Annotated in this window: 12 protein-coding genes and 1 tRNA gene; 5 read left to right on the forward strand and 8 right to left on the reverse strand. The window is 67.2% G+C overall.

Annotated elements, in window-relative coordinates:
• Positions 1-84: 84 nt before the first annotated feature.
• The 3 genes from N2K95_RS11735 to N2K95_RS11745 are packed head-to-tail and all read left to right on the forward strand — an operon-like array spanning position 85 to position 2,384.
• Positions 85-1,059, forward strand: coding sequence for a J domain-containing protein (locus tag N2K95_RS11735; RefSeq protein WP_260651701.1), 975 nt, complete (start codon positions 85-87; stop codon positions 1,057-1,059).
• A 41-nt stretch (positions 1,060-1,100) separates the two neighbouring features.
• Entirely contained in the window at positions 1,101-1,568 is a 468-nt protein-coding gene (locus N2K95_RS11740; protein ID WP_255790227.1) for a tRNA (cytidine(34)-2'-O)-methyltransferase, read from the forward strand.
• A 15-nt stretch (positions 1,569-1,583) separates the two neighbouring features.
• Entirely contained in the window at positions 1,584-2,384 is an 801-nt protein-coding gene (locus tag N2K95_RS11745; RefSeq protein ID WP_260651702.1) for a class I SAM-dependent methyltransferase, read from the forward strand.
• Positions 2,385-2,435: 51 nt separating this feature from the next.
• Here N2K95_RS11745 and N2K95_RS11750 read toward each other — a convergent pair whose 3' ends face one another.
• The 4 genes from N2K95_RS11750 to N2K95_RS11765 all read right to left on the reverse strand — a co-directional run bounded on the left by N2K95_RS11750 (position 2,436) and on the right by N2K95_RS11765 (position 6,691).
• Positions 2,436-3,179, reverse strand: coding sequence for a PIG-L deacetylase family protein (locus N2K95_RS11750; RefSeq protein ID WP_260651703.1), 744 nt, complete (start codon positions 3,177-3,179; stop codon positions 2,436-2,438).
• 1 nt (position 3,180) lies between these two features.
• Positions 3,181-4,128, reverse strand: a complete 948-nt coding sequence (locus N2K95_RS11755; protein ID WP_260651704.1) for an electron transfer flavoprotein subunit alpha/FixB family protein — start codon at positions 4,126-4,128, stop codon at positions 3,181-3,183.
• Between the two features lie 67 nt (positions 4,129-4,195).
• Positions 4,196-5,035 carry an electron transfer flavoprotein subunit beta/FixA family protein gene (locus N2K95_RS11760; RefSeq protein WP_260651705.1) on the reverse strand — a complete coding sequence of 280 codons (840 nt, stop codon included), beginning with the start codon at positions 5,033-5,035 and terminating at the stop codon, positions 4,196-4,198.
• A gap of 237 nt (positions 5,036-5,272) precedes the next feature.
• The gene (locus tag N2K95_RS11765; RefSeq protein ID WP_260651706.1) at positions 5,273-6,691 is read right to left on the reverse strand and encodes a S1C family serine protease; all 1,419 of its coding nucleotides are present in this window, start codon (positions 6,689-6,691) and stop codon (positions 5,273-5,275) included.
• Positions 6,692-7,017: 326 nt separating this feature from the next.
• Between N2K95_RS11765 and N2K95_RS11770 the strand changes: the two genes are divergently transcribed.
• Together N2K95_RS11770 and N2K95_RS11775 are read left to right on the forward strand one after the other, a co-directional pair.
• Positions 7,018-9,123, forward strand: a complete 2,106-nt coding sequence (locus tag N2K95_RS11770) for a TPM domain-containing protein (RefSeq protein ID WP_260651707.1) — start codon at positions 7,018-7,020, stop codon at positions 9,121-9,123.
• 102 nt (positions 9,124-9,225) lie between these two features.
• On the forward strand, positions 9,226-9,960 hold the full coding sequence (locus N2K95_RS11775) for a PspA/IM30 family protein (RefSeq protein ID WP_255790243.1): 735 nt from the start codon (positions 9,226-9,228) through the stop codon (positions 9,958-9,960).
• Positions 9,961-10,057: 97 nt separating this feature from the next.
• Here the strand turns inward: N2K95_RS11775 and N2K95_RS11780 are convergent, their stop codons facing one another.
• The 4 genes from N2K95_RS11780 to N2K95_RS11795 all read right to left on the reverse strand — a co-directional run bounded on the left by N2K95_RS11780 (position 10,058) and on the right by N2K95_RS11795 (position 15,272).
• Positions 10,058-10,603, reverse strand: coding sequence for a DUF6328 family protein (locus N2K95_RS11780; protein ID WP_260651708.1), 546 nt, complete (start codon positions 10,601-10,603; stop codon positions 10,058-10,060).
• Positions 10,604-10,685: 82 nt separating this feature from the next.
• Positions 10,686-10,759: transfer RNA gene (locus N2K95_RS11785), tRNA-Met, on the reverse strand.
• An 89-nt stretch (positions 10,760-10,848) separates the two neighbouring features.
• Positions 10,849-13,851 carry a UPF0182 family membrane protein gene (locus N2K95_RS11790; RefSeq protein WP_407080082.1) on the reverse strand — a complete coding sequence of 1,001 codons (3,003 nt, stop codon included), beginning with the start codon at positions 13,849-13,851 and terminating at the stop codon, positions 10,849-10,851.
• Positions 13,852-14,063: 212 nt separating this feature from the next.
• Entirely contained in the window at positions 14,064-15,272 is a 1,209-nt protein-coding gene (locus N2K95_RS11795; RefSeq protein ID WP_260651709.1) for a YlbL family protein, read from the reverse strand.
• Positions 15,273-15,530 lie beyond the last annotated feature (258 nt).

Below are 15,530 nucleotides of genomic sequence, written 5' to 3' on the forward strand. Positions count from 1 at the left end.
TAGCCCTCCCCGCCCAGGCCGCGGCGCAGGGACGACCGGTAGACTTGCCTCACGCAGCCGAACCCGCCCTCGAGAGGAACCGCTTTGAGCCCGTCAGACCCGACGCTCTACGAGGTCCTGGGCCTGACGCCCGCGGCATCGGCGGTCGAAATCAAGACCGCCTACCGGAAGGCAGCCCGCAACGCCCACCCGGATCAGGGCGGCACAAGCGAGCGCTTCCACCGGGTCACGGAAGCCTACCGGGTGCTCTCGGACCCGCGGCAAAAGGCCTCGTACGATCAGCGGCTTGGCCGGAGCGCGGGTGCCACGGACGGCGGCACAGGCAGCGGCACCAGCGCAGGCCGTCCGGCCAGCCGTGCCGCGGGGCCCCGGTCCGCGCCGGAACGGACCGCCGCGGATCTGGACCGGCCGCCGGTCTTCGTCCCCGACTTCTCCCCGAAGAATCCTCCCCTCATCCCCCTCACCCTGGCCGGGCAGCAGGTCCACGGCGTACCGCGCCGTCCGGGTTTCCTCGCGCGGATAGGTTCCAATGCCGCCGGACGCTTCGACGCGGAAAACCGGACCATCCGCCTGCTGGAGCGTGAGCTCCTGGATGAATACCCGGCCGGGCGCCTGGTCAACGGCCTCCATATTCCGGACGCGGGCCCGCGCGGCGGCAACCTCGACGTCGGCCACGTACTGCTGGGCGGCTACCGCATGGCCGTCCTGGGGTCACTGATGGCTTCACCCGGCAACTACCGGTGGGACGGACAGCATCTGCTGCACCGGGGCCGGGAGGTTTCCACCCTGCGGCTGGCCGATGCAGTGCGTACCCTCCAGACCCGTTTTCCCGAGTGCAACGCCACCGGCTGGCTTGTCCTCCACAGCCCCAACGGCAACCCCTTCGAGCCCATCGTCGATTACCCGCCGACGCTGAGCCGGTCAGCACCCGCCACGCTGCACATCGCGAACCCGGGCGGCCTGCTGCGGGAACTGCGCCGGTTCTTTGCCGAAGGCCCCTCACCGAACACCGTCCAGCTGCCGGTGCTGGCACCGTTGATCGACGCGTCCACCCGGTGACGGATGCTCCCGGGCACCGGCGCCGGGCATAGGATGGGGGTGTGTTCCGTATCCTTTTCCACTCCCCTGAAATCCCCGGTAACACCGGAAACGCCATTCGCCTTGCCGCCATCACGGGCGCCGAACTCCATCTGGTTGAGCCCCTCGGCTTCAGCCTGGAGGATTCCAAACTGCGCCGCGCCGGCCTGGACTACCACGACCTTGCCGTCCTGCATGTCCACGCAAGCCTGCAGGATGCCTGGGAGGCCCTGCAGCCCGAACGCGTATATGCCTTCACCTCGGACGGCGATACGTCCTACACGGATGTCGAGTATCGTGCCGGAGACGTCCTTATGTTCGGCCGCGAGTCGGTCGGGCTTTCGGACGAGGTGAAGAAGGATCCGCATGTCACCGCCCGGGTCCGGCTGCCCATGCTGCCGACCCTGCGCTCCCTGAACCTGGCAAATTCCGCCTCCATAGCCGTCTACGAAGCCTGGCGCCAGCACGGCTTCGCCGGTGCCCAGCTCTAGCGAAGGACACTTCCCATGCCTGAACTCCACCTCGGCAACGCGTTCGACGACGGCGCCGCCGACTTCGAGCGGCTCGCACCTTCGCTCTGGAATCCCATGGGAAACGCCCTCGTGGCGGCGGCGGACATCGCCCTCGGTGACCGGGTCCTGGACGCCGGCTGCGGCAGCGGTGCCACCACCATTCCGGCCGCCCAGTTCGCCGGCCCCGACGGCCTCGTCGACGGCGTGGATCTCAGCGCCCGGATGCTGTCCCTGACCCAGGCCAAGGCAGACACCCTCGCACTCAGTAACGTCTATCTGGCGCAGGCCGACATCACGGCATGGACGGCCGAGGCGCCCTACGACGCGGTGGTCTGCGCTTACTCCCTGTTTTTCCTTCCGGATATGGATGCCGGCGCCGCCCACCTCGCGTCGCTGCTCCGCAGCGGGGGGCGCTTCGCCCTCAGCACCTGGGCGGAAGGATCCTGGGAGCCCTTCAGGGAGCTGCTGTGGAAAGCCTGCCTGCAGGAACGACCCGAGCTTGAGACCCTTCCCCAGCCGGGTGCGGACAACGTGCAGCGGCTTCAGACACCGGAGAAACTCGCGTCCTGGCTCGAGTCCCTGGGCCTGACCGACATCACCGTGGCGGCCACGCCCGGGCGCGTCCAGCTCAGTCCGTCCCTCGCCTGGTCGCTGGTGCTCGGCGGCGGCTACCGGATGCTGCTGCCCGAGGACCCGGCAGCCGTGGACCGGGTCCGCACTGCTTTCCTCGCAGAGCTGGGCGATGACTTCGAACTCAATGCCGACACCCTGATCGCCACCGCCGTACGCCCCTAGTCCGCCCGATCACGGTCCGGGGGCCGGGGCGGCCGGCGGCCCCGAAGGCCGCTAGAACCCGGCGATGGTCTCCGGGGTATTCACACCGACCGCGTGGAACGTCTCCGCACTGGCACCCTCGGGCAGGCCGTGACGGCGGGCGTTGTCCTGCAGGAACCGGCGGACCGAGGCGTCCATGCCCTCAAGGTCCGGATGCTGGCTCGCGTGGACCCGGATGGCAGCGAGTTTGACTTCCACCGTGGAGCTGACGTCCACGGCAATGTTCTCCCGCTCCCGCGGCGCACCGTAAAACACCAGCCACGGCACCTTGTACGCTTCCAGCCCCTGCTCCGCGAGTTCCGGGTAGGCAAAGGGGTTCTCGGCGGCAGGGTAAACCGCGCGGGTGACGATTTCGCCGCAGGCCAGATGGTCCGGATGGCTCGCCTGGAGGCGGTCCCAGTTCCGCTCGGGATGCAGGGAGAGTACGACGTCGGGACGCACCCGGCGGATCTGCTCCACCACACGGGCGATCACCGCGTGGTTAACCTCCAGATAGCCGTCCCGCTCCCCCAGGAACACAATGTCCTGCACCCCCACCTGGCGGGCTGCTTCGCGCTGTTCCGCGCTGCGGAGCGCACTGACACCGGAGCGGTCGGCAGGGTCGAAGCCGCCGGCATCGCCGGCGGTCATGATGCAGTAGGTGATTTCCGTACCCTCGCGTGCCCAGCGGGCCAAAGTCCCCGCAGCGCCGAAGTCGATGTCGTCCGGGTGCGCGGCGAAGGCCAGGACCCGGGCGGGAGCCGACGTCGGAAACATGTCAGGCCCTGCGCTTCCGGATTTCGTCGGCGGCCTGGGGCAGCACGGAGAACACATCGCCGACAATGCCGAAGTCTGCGATCTCGAACACCGGAGCGTCGGCGTCCTTGTTTACCGCAACGATGACCTTGGCGGTCTGCATGCCGGCCTTCTGCTGGATGGCGCCGGAGATGCCGGCGGATATGTACAGCTGCGGGGAGACCGTCTTGCCGGTCTGTCCCACCTGGGCGGAATGTTCGATCCAGCCGGCGTCCGTGGCGGCACGCGAGGCGCCCACGGCTCCGCCGAGCAGGTCCGCCAGATCCTCCACGGGACCGAAGTTCCCGTCCATGCCGCGTCCCCCGGCAACGATGACCCGGGCCTCGGCCAGTTCCGGACGTCCGCTGACGCGCTTTCCGGAACGGCCGGTCACCCGTGCGGCAGGGCCGGCGTCGGAAAGCGGCACCTCGACGCGCTGCGGAGCCGCGGCAGCCGGATCAGCCGGCGCGGGCTCGACGCTGTTGGCCTTGACCGTGATGACGGGCGTGCCCGTCCGTACCCGGCACGTTGACGTGTAGGACCCGGCCAGCACCGACTTGGTGACGGCGAGATCGGGCGCCACGGCAACTGCATCGGTGATGACGCCGGACCCCAGCTTGATGCCGGTGCGGGCAGCGATCTCCCGGTCTTCGAAGGAATTGCCCAGGAGGATGGCTGCGGGCTGTTCGGTCTTCGCAGCGTCGGCCAGGAAGGCAGCCTTGGCGGCCACCAGGACGGTATCCAGTTCCCCTGCCGGCTCGTAGACCTTTACCGCGCCGTGGGAGGCAAGCGCATCGAGCATGGCCTGATCCGCACGGTGTGCCGCGGCGACCACCGGTTCGCCGACGGTGCCGGCAAGGGTCAGCAGTTCACGGGCAGCCCGCGGCAGGGGCAGGGCTGGGACATCAAGAAAAACCAGGACGGACGCCATGATGCGCTCCTTCGGGACGTAGGCGGCGGCGCCTGCGGAGCGCCGGAAAGCAAAGCAGGGAGAAGTCTTAGATGAGTTTCTGGGCGGCGAGGTATTCCACCAGCTGCACGCCGGCGGTGCCGTCGTCGGTGATGATGGTTCCCTGCGAGCGCGGCGGCCGCGGCGCAGAGGCGGCTACGGCTGTCCAGGCGCCGTCGTGCCCCACCTGGGCGGGGTCCACGCCGATGTCGGCGAGCGTCAGCACGGTGACGGGCTTCTTCTTGGCCGCCATGATCCCCTTGAAGTTCGGGTAGCGCGGGCTGTTGGCCTGGTCGGTCACCGAGACGAGGGCCGGCAGCGGTGCCTCGACGGTCTCGGTGAAGGAGTCGCCGTCGCGGCGGGCCTTGACCACCGGGGCGCCGTCGACGTCGGCCACTTCGAGTTCGGAGGCAAAGGTCACCTGTGCCAGCTGCAGCCGTTCGGCGAGCTGGGCGGGAACCAGCGAGGTTTCACCGTCGGTGGACGCCATGCCCGTGATGACCAGATCCACCGGCCCGTTGGACTCTGCGACGGCACGCACGGCGGCGGCAAGAGCCAGTGAGGTACCGGCCGCATCGGAGCCGGCGAGGGCGTCGTCGGCCAAATGCACGCCGGCGTAGGCGCCGATCTGCAGGGACTTCTTCACCGCGTTCACTGCCGCCGCCGGCCCCATGGCCAGGGCGGTCACCCGGTTCCCGGCACTCTCCCCGCCGCGTGCTTCGGCCAGCTGCAGCGCGGCTTCGAGGGCATACTCGTCCAGCTCGGAGAGAATGCTCTCGGCGCGGTCCAGGGTGTGCCCGGGTCCGGTGAGGTGCCGGTCAAACTGCGCGTCCGGGACGTGCTTGACCAAGACAACAATGTTCAGCGGACGGGTGGCTGACTCCTGCATTCGGCGCCTTTCCGGTAGGAAAATCGATTCCGGCGGCCTGGAAATCCTCCCGCCGACGCGCACCGCCCTATGGAGCGGTGCGTTTAAAGCTAATCACACACTGGCGGGGCTTTCCCGTCGGTGCAAATGGAAGGCCTGCAGACAGCCGAAGGGCCGCCTCCGGATACTTCCGGAGGCGGCCCTTCCTGTCCTGCTGGATGCAGCGCTGCTAACCGCTGCCCTGCCGAAACAGCGCCGCTACTGCTTCGCCGAATCGCCGAGGGTAACGTCCGTACTGTCCGCGTTGCCGCCGCGGGTGTAGTCGATGGTCGCCTTGCCGCCGGCCGGCTGCATGCGGATTGCAGCGGTGAGTGACTGGGCATCGGTTACCGGGATGCCGTTCACCGAAGTGATCACGTCCCCTTCGCGCAGGCCAGCCTTTTCACCGGGCGAACCGGACACCACCTCGGCTACTTCGGCCCCTACCGTGAAGGTCGACGCCGAGTCGGACGCGGTTGCCGGGGTGACGGACACGCCGAGGTAGCCGTGCGTAGCGGAACCGTTGTCGATGATTTCCTCGGCAACCCGCTCGGCGTAGCTCATCGGGACGGCAAATCCGACACCGATGTTGCCGCTGTCCTCACCGGCGGAGCCCGATGCTGCGGAGGCGATAGCAACGTTCACGCCGATAACTTCACCCTCGCTGTTCACCAGTGCGCCGCCGGAATTGCCGTGGTTGATGGCGGCGTCTGTCTGGATGACGTTGAGGAAGATCGAGCTTTCCGCGGCGCTCTGGTTCTGCGACGATCCGTCCGGCGGAGCGAAGCGGAAGCCGAAACCGTTGTCCTCGGGTTCATCGGAGCTTTCCGATTCCTCCGGTGCCGCGGAGGACTGGACACTGATCGTGCGGTTCAGCGTGGAGACGATACCGTCCGTGACGGTTCCGGACAGGCCAAGGGGTGCGCCGATGGCAATCACGGTGTCCCCGACGTTCAGCTTCCCGGAGTCCCCCAGGGCGGCCGGCGTGAGGTCGTCGGCATCCACCTTGATCACGGCGAGGTCCGATACGGGATCCGTGCCGACGATGGTGGCGGTCAGTACCCGCCCGTCGGATGTCTGGACTTCAACCACGGGGTCCCCCGCGGTGCCTCCGAGCGTCACCACGTGCGTGTTCGTGAGGATGTGGCCGTCGTCGTCGAGGATGATCCCGGACCCGGTGCCGGTGCTGCCCGAAGCGGCGACTTCAATGGTCACTACGCTCGGAGCCGCCTTCACTGCCGCGGCCGTGACTGCGTTGACGCTGTCTTCGTTGTTCACCACAACCGTCTGCGGCTGGGTGGCCGAGCCGGCGGTGTCACTGTCCTCCATGAGGGCGCCGGCGCCCACGGCCACTCCGCCGCCGAACAGCCCTGCCAGCAGCATGCCCGCCACCAGCGTTCCGGCCCCGAACTTCTTTGACCGGGACTCGCCGGCCGGTGCGGTGCCGGCCGGGGCGGTGAACGCCGTACCCGGGTCCGCCGACCCGTACGGGGACGATCCGTGAGCCGCTCCGTGGGCGGCGGGGCCGTTGCCGGTGGAGGCCTGGTCCCCCTGCGCTGCGCCAGGGAACGACGACGGCGGAGCGGGCGGCCGGGGAGGCAGCGGACGCTCGTCGGCTCCCCCGTGTTGCTCAGTCATGTGGGTTGTCCTTTCAAGGTTCGTTTACCCATGGTCTAGCCACAACGTGTTGTTACCACTATGACAGTGCAAGCTGGGACATACGAGGACGGTTGCTGGACATCAGCTGTGAACATCCCGAATGCCGTTGTAGCGGCAGCATGCGCGAGGGAAGCGGCAAAAGCGCAGGTCAGACGGCCATGCCCGACGTCGACGGAGCGTTGGGCCGCCTGGTACGCGGTGGACGCGGCATTGGACGGCCCCTAGAATCGGTACCAAGGTCCGTGGCCGCATGTGCTGCCCCCTACGGCCCCTGGAACCGAGCAGGACAAACCAAAGGATATTTTATGCGGTCACGGAACAGGTTGGGGGCCGTACTAGGCCTGAGTGCAGTGACGGTCCTGGTCCCGGCCGCTGCCTTCGCCGGGCCCGTGGACCCCTCCCGGTCCGCAGTCGGATCGGTGCTCCAGGTTCCGGTTGAGTCCCCCGTGCGGATACCGCCCGGCGAATACGTGGTGGACCCGGCCAACGTGCTGGGCGGCGATGCTTCCGAGGTGGATGCGGCCATTTCCGAGGTGCAGCGGAACACCGGGTACACCCTCTACGTCGTCTACGTGGATTCCTTCACCAGCCCCTCGGACCCGGCCGCCTGGTCGGAGCAGGTGGTCCGGGGCAAAGGGATGGGCGCCAAGGAAGCCCTTCTGAGCATTGCTACCGAGGACCGTAAAATCCAGGTTTCCACCGGGGACCAGAGCGTCCTGAACCAGGCACGCCGCAATGCCATCCTCGCCGCGGCCACCGACCCCCTGCTGGGGTCCTCCGACATTTCGTCCGCACAGTGGGCCAACAGCGCGGTGAACGCCGCTGAGTCGCTGGAAGATATTGCCCGCGGCGGAAACGGAGAAGTTGCCGCCGCGGAAGAATCCGGCGGAGCGGACATTGCGCCCCTGCTGGTCGGCGGCGTTGTGGTTGCCGGCGGACTGGGAACAGCCCTGCTGGTCCGCAGCCGCCGCCGCAAGTCCGTTGCTGCCGCTCCCGTTCAGCAGCAGGGACCGGCTGCACCGGTGGATCCGCTGGACACCATGAGCGTTCCCGACCTGCGCAAGCGTGCCGGAAGCCTGCTCGTCGCTGCCGACGATGCCATCAAGTCCAGCGAGCAGGAGCTCGGTTTTGCGATGGCCGCCTACGGCGAGGACGCCGTCACCACCTTCTCCGAGGACCTGGCCGCGGCACGCGCCCACATGGGCGAGTCCTTCAAACTGCAGCAGCAGCTCGATGACCACATTCCGGACACCGAACAGCAGCAGCGCACCTGGCTGAAGGAAATCATCCGCCGGTGCGAGGCGGTCAACGATTCCCTGCAGGCGCACAAGGAAGAGTTCGATTCCCTCCGGGAACTGGAGAAGAATGCCCCTGCCGCACTGGCGGCGGCACGGGCAGCTGCGGATCAGACCTCCTCACGTCTGAGCACCTCGGCGGCAACACTTGATTCGCTCCGCTCCCGTTATGCCGCCTCGGCTGTCAGCCAGGTCAGTGACAACATCGACCAGGCCCATGAGCGCCTGGCGTTCGTGACCAATGCGGCCGCAACAGCAAACGAGAAGCTGTCCGAAGGTGACACGTCCTCGGCGGTGGTTTCCGTCCGCGCGGCCGAAGAAGCCGTCCATCAGGCGGACGTGCTGCTGGATGCCATCGACAAGCGCAGCCAGGAACTCGACAGTGCCCGGCAGGAGCTCCAGCGCGCCGTAGCGGATGCCAACCAGGACCTGGCCCAGGCCGGCGCCATCGCGGCGGGGGGAACCACCCCGGGCCTCGCCGGCCCGGCGGCAGGCGTCCGTGCCGCCCTTGACGCAGTTCACCAGGCGACGCAGGCCGGGCCGATTGACCCGGTGGATCTGCTGCGTCGGCTGGAGGCGGCCAACAGCCAGCTGGATGCAGCGCTGGAAGGGATCCGTGACCGCCAGGAACAGGAGCGGAGGGCACGCGATTCCCTGCAGCACGCCATCATGGCCGCGCAGGCCCAGATCTCCGGTACCTCCGACTACATCCGCGCACGCCGCGGCGGCGTGGGCAGCGAGGCACGCACGCGCCTGGCCGAGGCGGAACGGAACCTGCAGCAGGCCGTGGCCATGCAGGCCGGCGATCCGGTGAGTGCCCTGGCCTATGCCCAGCAGGCCAATGCCCTGGCCGCCCAGGCTGCGGAAATGGCGCAGCAGGACGTTGACGGTTTCGGCGGCGGCGGCTTTGGCGGCGGGTTCGGCGGCGGAGGCGGCGGCAACGGGCTGGGAGGTGCCCTCCTGGGCGGTATCCTCATTGATTCCATCCTGCGCGGCGGCTCACACGGCGGCGGATGGGGCGGCGGCGGGTTCGGCGGCTTCGGCGGCGGCGGTTTCGGCGGAGGCGGAGGGTTCGGCGGGGGCGGCGGCTTCGGCTCCTCCGGAGGAAACTTCTAGACGGTACGAGCCAAACACGCGAAAGTACACCAAGATGTACCCGTAACGTCCCATGGCGGAGACGGGATTTTTCCGAACACAGCAGATTGAAAGGCAGACACCGTGGTTAAGCAGTCGATTTTCGGACGTATCACCCAATTGGCCAAGGCCAACATCAATGCCATCCTCGACCAGGCCGAGGACCCGCAGAAGATGCTCGACCAGATGGTGCGCGATTACAGCAACAACATCGCCGAAGCCGAGAGCGCCGTAGCGCAGACCATCGGCAACCTGCGGATGCTCCAGGACGACTACAACGAGGACATCCAGAATGCCCAGAACTGGGGCAACAAGGCCCTGGCTGCGTCCCGCAAGGCCGATGAATTCCGCGCCGCCGGCAACACAGCGGATGCCGAGAAATTCGACAACCTTGCCAAGGTGGCCCTCCAGCGGCAGATTGCCTCCGAAAACGAAGCCAAGGGCGCCCAGCCGACCATCGCTTCCCAGGAAGAAATCGTAGAGCGCCTCAAGACCGGGCTGAACCAGATGAAGGGCAAGCTGGACCAGCTCCAAAGCAAGCGCGATGAACTGATTGCGCGCGCCCGCAACGCCTCGGCCCAGACGCAGATGCACGATGCCATGAAGAGCATCGACGTAATGGACTCCACGTCCGAGGTCGGCCGCTTTGAAGAGAAGATCCGCCGCGAAGAAGCACGCGTCCGCGGCGCCAACGAGCTCGCGTCCTCTTCCCTGGACGCACAGTTCGAGTCGCTCGAGGATCTCGGCGAGCAGACCGAGGTGGAAGCCCGCCTGGCGGCCCTGAAGTCTTCGGGCACGAAGTCCGCCATCGAGGACTAGCCGCTCCGCTGCAACCAGTACTGCCCGAAGGGCGGGCACCGCTTCCGGTGCCCGCCCTTCGTCTGTCTGTCCCCGTCCCCGGCTGCCGGCGCTTCGGCTATCCGTCCTTTGGCTCTCCGTCCCGGTGCCGCCGGTGCCGGGACTGCCAGGCGCGGCGCCGCAGCGCACGCCGCCGCAGGAGGAGGGGAAGCAGCAGCCAGAGCAGCGCCACCAGCACCGCGACCGACACTGCGGCAACGGCACCCGCGGCACCGGAGAGCACCAGGTCGAACACCAGGCCGATGGTGCCGACCAGGATCAGGCCAACCAGGACCAGCGTGACCCGCAGCAGCAGGTCCGCGCTGTCCACCAGGTCCCGTTTGATCCGCCGCTGAAAGAAGGTGCGGTGCATCACCACCGTGGACAGCAGCAGTGCAGTGACAAGGACCGACAGCACTACCAGGGACAGGTAAATGCCCACCTGGGCCGGATTCAGCGCCGTGAACCGCTGCTGGAACGGCAGCGTCAGGAGGAAACCGGTCAGGATCTGGATGCCGGTCTGAAGCACCCGCAGTTCCTGCAGCAGGTCCGTCCAGTTCCGGTCCTGTTTCTGCAGCGGGGTCTCGCCGCGGTCCGGGTCCCGTTCCGCCGGGGTATCGCCCATACGGGGAGTCTAGTTTGTCCTCCGGAGGACAAAACAGAAGTCCCCCGAGGTTCCTTGCGGATCCTCGGGGGACTTCCTTTTGTTGCGGGGGCAAGATTTGAACTTGCGACCTCTGGGTTATGAGCCCAGCGAGCTACCGAACTGCTCCACCCCGCGGCGCAATATCTAACTCTACCCGCCGCAGGTCGAGGGTGCAAACCGGATGCCGGCCGGCGGCGGAGCACGGGGTGCTCCGCCGCGGCGGGTTAGCTGCCTTCGCCGTCCTCCGCCGGTGCGGTGGCGTCGTCGGCCGGCGCTTCGGCGTCGTCCCCGCCGGCGTCGCCCTCCATCCGCTCCTGCGCTGCGGTTGCGCGGGCGATGGCGTCCTGGAGCCGGGTCTGCGCCTCGCCGTACGCGGCGAAGTCGCCGCTGCCGAGGGCTGCCTGGCCGTCCTGGATGGCCTGTCCGGCGTCGGAAAGCGCCGTTGCCAGTTCTGACTGGGCCGTGACGTCCGCCCCGTCTTCCGGAGCCGGCGGTGTGGCTCCGACGTTGCCGGCGTCGCCGGTGGCCGCACCGGAGTCGCCGCCGAAGATCTGGTTCAGCGCTTCATCCAGGGTCGGAGCGAAGCCGACCTTCTCGCCGAAGTTGACCAGCACGCGCTGAAGCGTCGGGTACGAGGCCTCGCCGGAGGACTGGACATAGACCGGCTGGACATACAGGATGCCGTCGCCGACCGGCAGGGTCAGCAGGTTGCCGTTGATGACTTCCGATGCACCCTGGCGCAGCAGGTTCAGGGCGTTGGAAACGGTGGGATCGGAGTTGAACGTGTTCTGTGCCTGGCCGGGGCCGGGCACAGCCGTGTCCGTGGGCAGTGCCAGCAGCCGGAGCTTGCCGTAGTCCTCGCTCCTGACACCGGGTTCACCGGTGCCTGCGTCCGCCTCTGCGGAGAGGAAGCCGTAAAGGACGTTGCGGGGGTCGCCGCCTTCGCTCACGAAGGGGATAAACGGCGTCGTCAGGGAGAAGGTCGCTTCGTCCTGTCCGGGCATCTGCAGCGACAGGTAGTACGGAGGCTGCTTGATGTTGCCGTTGCCGCCCGTGGGGTCGGCAGGAACGCTCCACGCGTCGTCGTTCTGGTAGAAGGAATCCGGGTCGGTGACGTGGTACTTGCCGAGCAGTTCACGCTGGACCTTGAACTGGTCCTCCGGGTAGCGGACGTGGGCCATCAGTTCGGCGGACATGTCGCTGTACTTCTTCAGGGTGGAGGGGAAGACACTCTGCCAGGACTGAAGCAGCGGATCCTCATCATCCCAGGCGTACAGCTCGACGGAACCGTCGTAGGCGTCAACCGTGGCCTTCACCGCGTTGCGGATGTAGTTCACCTGCTCCTGCGGGAGGGCCGCGGCGCCGGGGGTCAGCGAGTCAGTGGTGGCGTCCTGCAGCTCCTGCTGGGTGGAGTACGGGAAGTACTTGCTTGTGGTGTATCCGTCCACGATCCACTTCACACGGCCGTCAATGACCGCCGGGTAGGCGTTGCTGTCCACCGTCAGGTACGGCGCAACCTTCTCGACCCGCTCGCGGGGGTCGCGGTCATACAGGATCTGCGATTCCTCGTTGATCGCGTCCGCAAGAAGCAGCTCGGTGGACTGGAACTTGATCGCGTAGACCAGCTGGTTGAAGAGGTTCCCGACACTGGGTCCGCCGTCGCCGCTGAAGGTGGTCTGCGATTCCTCTTCCGAGTTGCCCGTCTGCGGACGGTCGATTTCCACCGGAGCGGTGCCCTCGGGGGCGCCGACCACGGAGTACGCCGGGGAGTTCTCCCCGAAGTAGATCCGCGGTTCGTATGCGCCGCCGTCGGTGAGGACGCCGGTGGAGGGGATGCCGGATTCCATGAAGCTCGGCTTGCCGTCCGGCCCGACGGTCGAGCCGCGTGCCGCCACCACGCCGTAGCCGTGGGTGTAGAGGATGTGTTCGTTGACCCAGCCGGTGGGTACGCCGCCGACATTGAGTTCACGGACGGCAATAACGGTGTCCTGCACCTCGCCGTCGATCTCGTAGCGGTCCACGTTCAGGGTCTGCGGGAACTGGTAGTACTGGCGGAACTGCTGCAGCTGGCCGAACGCGTCGGAGACGACGTTCGGGTCCAGGAGCCGGATATTGGCGGTGGTGCCGGCGTCCTGCGCGAGGGCTCCGGCATTTGCGTTCACCGTGGCGTCGTAGGGGATGACCTCGGTGTCGGTCAGCCCGTAGGCCTCCCTGGTCAGGTCGATGTTGCGCTGGATGTATTCCCGTTCCAGGCTCAGCTCCGAGGGCTGCACCTGGTAGCGCTGGACAATCCAGGGGTAGACGCCGCCGGCCACGATGGCCGTAATGATCAGCATCGCGGTGCCGATGATGGGCAGGCGCCAGCGGCCGATAACGGCGGAAAGGATGAACAGGACGGCAACAATCACGGAGGCGACGGCCAGGATGGCCTTCGTCGGGATGACGGCTTCCACATCGGTGTAAAGCGCGCCGGTCCAGGTTCCGGAGGTGCTCAGCAGGGTGTCGTAGCGGTCAAGCCAGAAGTTGATGCCCTGCAGGATGAGGAAGGCTGCGGCGATGATGGCCAGGTGCAGGCGGGCCGGGCGGCTCACGAACACGCCCTTCTCCTCCAGCCGGATGCCGCCGTAAAGGTAGTGGGTCAGCAGGCCGGCAATTCCGGCAATAACGACGACGCTGATCAGGAAGCCTACGAGGAACCCGATAAACGGCAGGGTGTTCAGGTAGAAGCTGAAGTCCATGTTGAACTGCGGATCGGTCTGGCCGAAGTCGCGCCGGTTGAAGAAGAGCAGCGCCTGCTGCCACATGGACATGGCAGCGGTGCCGGCGAAGCCGCCGACCAAAACCGGGATGCCGATCATCAGCAGTTTGCGGACCGGCTCCAGCTGGGCCTGGTAGCGGTTCAGGTTGTCCTGCAGCGCACTGTCCGGCGCGTAGATGGGCCGCGAGGTGTAGGCCACCCGGATGCTCGCGAACACGCCGGCGGCCATCACGAGGAACGCCGCCAGGAACATGGAGATCCGGGTCAGGTTCTCCTTGACGAAGACTTCCAGATAGCCCAGCTGGTTGTACCAAAGGACGTTTGCGTAGACCTGGGAGAAATACACAAAGCCAATGACCAGTACGGCAACAACGATCAGCGTCGCGATCAGCGGGCTGCGCCGTCGTCGCCTGCCGACGGCCGTGGCCGTGCCGGGTCGGGAAAATGGGCCGTTTGGTCCGGAAGTCACAGTTACCTCATCGTTCGGTGCGTCGGCTCGCGGCCTCCCCGGGGTTCACCGGCGGGAATGACTTCGGGCCGTGTCTTCCGCCCTGTGTCCCCGCCGGACGGCCGGGAAGCCGTCCGTAAGTCATTCTGCCTTGGATTGCTCTGTGGCTGCCACTTCGATCCGGTGCCGCAAACAACCTTGTCCCGATCGTAACTAGGGCGGGCCATCCACCACTAGGGGGTGCACTGAGGCAGGTCCGCCGCGCTTCCACCGGCGGCGAGCTTTTCCACCGCCTGGACAGCTTCATCCAGGGTGGACACCTTCACCACCTCGAGGCCGTCAGGGATGTGCCCGACAACTTCGCCGCAGTTGTCCGCAGGGGCAAGGAAATACTCCGCGCCGGCGTCGGACGCCCCGATGAGTTTCTGCCGGATTCCACCGATGGGACCTACGTTGCCGGCCGCGTCGATGGTCCCGGTTCCGGCGAAGTGCCTGCCGCCCGTGAGCGGTTCCGGGGTGAGCCGGTCCACGATCCCCAGGGCGAACATCATTCCGGCGGACGGTCCGCCCACCTGTTCCATTCCCGCGCCGATGCTGACCTCGAAGGGGAACTCGAAGGACGTCGCCAGCTCAATGCCGAGCTGATAGACACCCGAGTCGGACTGCCGCGGCGTCACGGATTCGGTGACTTCGTTCCCGTCCCGGCGCACCGTGATCTCCGCAGCCGAGCCGCCGCCGTCGTTCAGTACCGCACGCAGGCTGTCGATGCCGTCAATCAGGGTGTCCCCCACCGCGGTCACGGTGTCTCCCGCCTGCAGCACGCCTTCGGCCGGCGAGCCTTCAACCACGGCGGCGACGGTGAGTTCCTGTGTAAAGGGGATGTCCAGCTGCGTCAGGGCAGCGGCGACGGCGGATTCCTGCGACGACGTCATGGCAGCGGCGTTTTCCTCGTCCACCTCGTCGCTGGTGGTTCCCGGCGCGTAGAGGAATTCGGTGGGGTACACAACGTCGTCGTTGTTCGCCCAGCCCCCCACAGCCTGGAAGATGCTGATATTGGTGCTGGGTCCGCCGGAAACGTACACCGTGGTCAGGTCCAGTTCACCCTTCGTGGGATAACTCCGGCGCCCCTCGATTTCAATGATCTCCGAGTCTCCGGCGCTGCCCAGCGTGTTGAACGTGGGCCCCGGGGACTCCACCACGTACTGGGCGGGCAGCAGCACGGCGGCGGCACCAAGTACGACGGCGAGCGCTCCCGAGACGATCATTGCGCGGGAGCGGACGGTGCGTTTCGCCGGTGCCGGGCGTCCCGGGCCCAGGCCCTGATAGGGGTACACGGAGTAGCTGCCGTCCGGCTGCGGGGCCGGGACGGGGAACTCCCCGGGTGCGGGACTGACCGGCCCGCCCTGCGCCGCGGTCCTGCTGTCGTCATGAGAGGGGCGCAACTGACCAACCTTTTCCTGCGCTCGTGTGCTGTGCTCGTGCTGTGCGTCTGCGGTAACGTGCCGGTGCCCGCTGTCAGGCTGCCAACCCTGCAAGCCTACGCCCGGCTCCGTACCCGGGTGTGCAGGGCAGGCTTTGCCTACAGCGAACGAAAACAGGCTGTGCGGGACAGGGGTTGGCCGCTGCCGGTAACGTGGTGGGAATATGCTCGGCCGGTGTCGGGCACCGCAAGCCGAACTTTCCGCTTTATTTTCTTCCAC

Origin of the sequence: Arthrobacter zhaoxinii (assembly GCF_025244925.1) — a bacterium.
Taxonomy (GTDB): domain Bacteria; phylum Actinomycetota; class Actinomycetes; order Actinomycetales; family Micrococcaceae; genus Arthrobacter_B; species Arthrobacter_B zhaoxinii.

Excerpts from the sequence above, each read along its gene's own strand:
- N2K95_RS11765 (WP_260651706.1), bottom strand. The coding sequence starts at position 6,691 with ATGACTGAGCAACACGGGGGAGCCGACGAGCGTCCGCTGCCTCCCCGG.
- N2K95_RS11780 (WP_260651708.1), bottom strand. The coding sequence starts at position 10,603 with ATGGGCGATACCCCGGCGGAACGGGACCCGGACCGCGGCGAGACCCCG.
- N2K95_RS11750 (WP_260651703.1), bottom strand. The coding sequence starts at position 3,179 with ATGTTTCCGACGTCGGCTCCCGCCCGGGTCCTGGCCTTCGCCGCGCAC.
- N2K95_RS11745 (WP_260651702.1), top strand. The coding sequence starts at position 1,584 with ATGCCTGAACTCCACCTCGGCAACGCGTTCGACGACGGCGCCGCCGAC.
- N2K95_RS11770 (WP_260651707.1), top strand. The coding sequence starts at position 7,018 with ATGCGGTCACGGAACAGGTTGGGGGCCGTACTAGGCCTGAGTGCAGTG.
- N2K95_RS11760 (WP_260651705.1), bottom strand. The coding sequence starts at position 5,035 with ATGCAGGAGTCAGCCACCCGTCCGCTGAACATTGTTGTCTTGGTCAAG.
- N2K95_RS11755 (WP_260651704.1), bottom strand. The coding sequence starts at position 4,128 with ATGGCGTCCGTCCTGGTTTTTCTTGATGTCCCAGCCCTGCCCCTGCCG.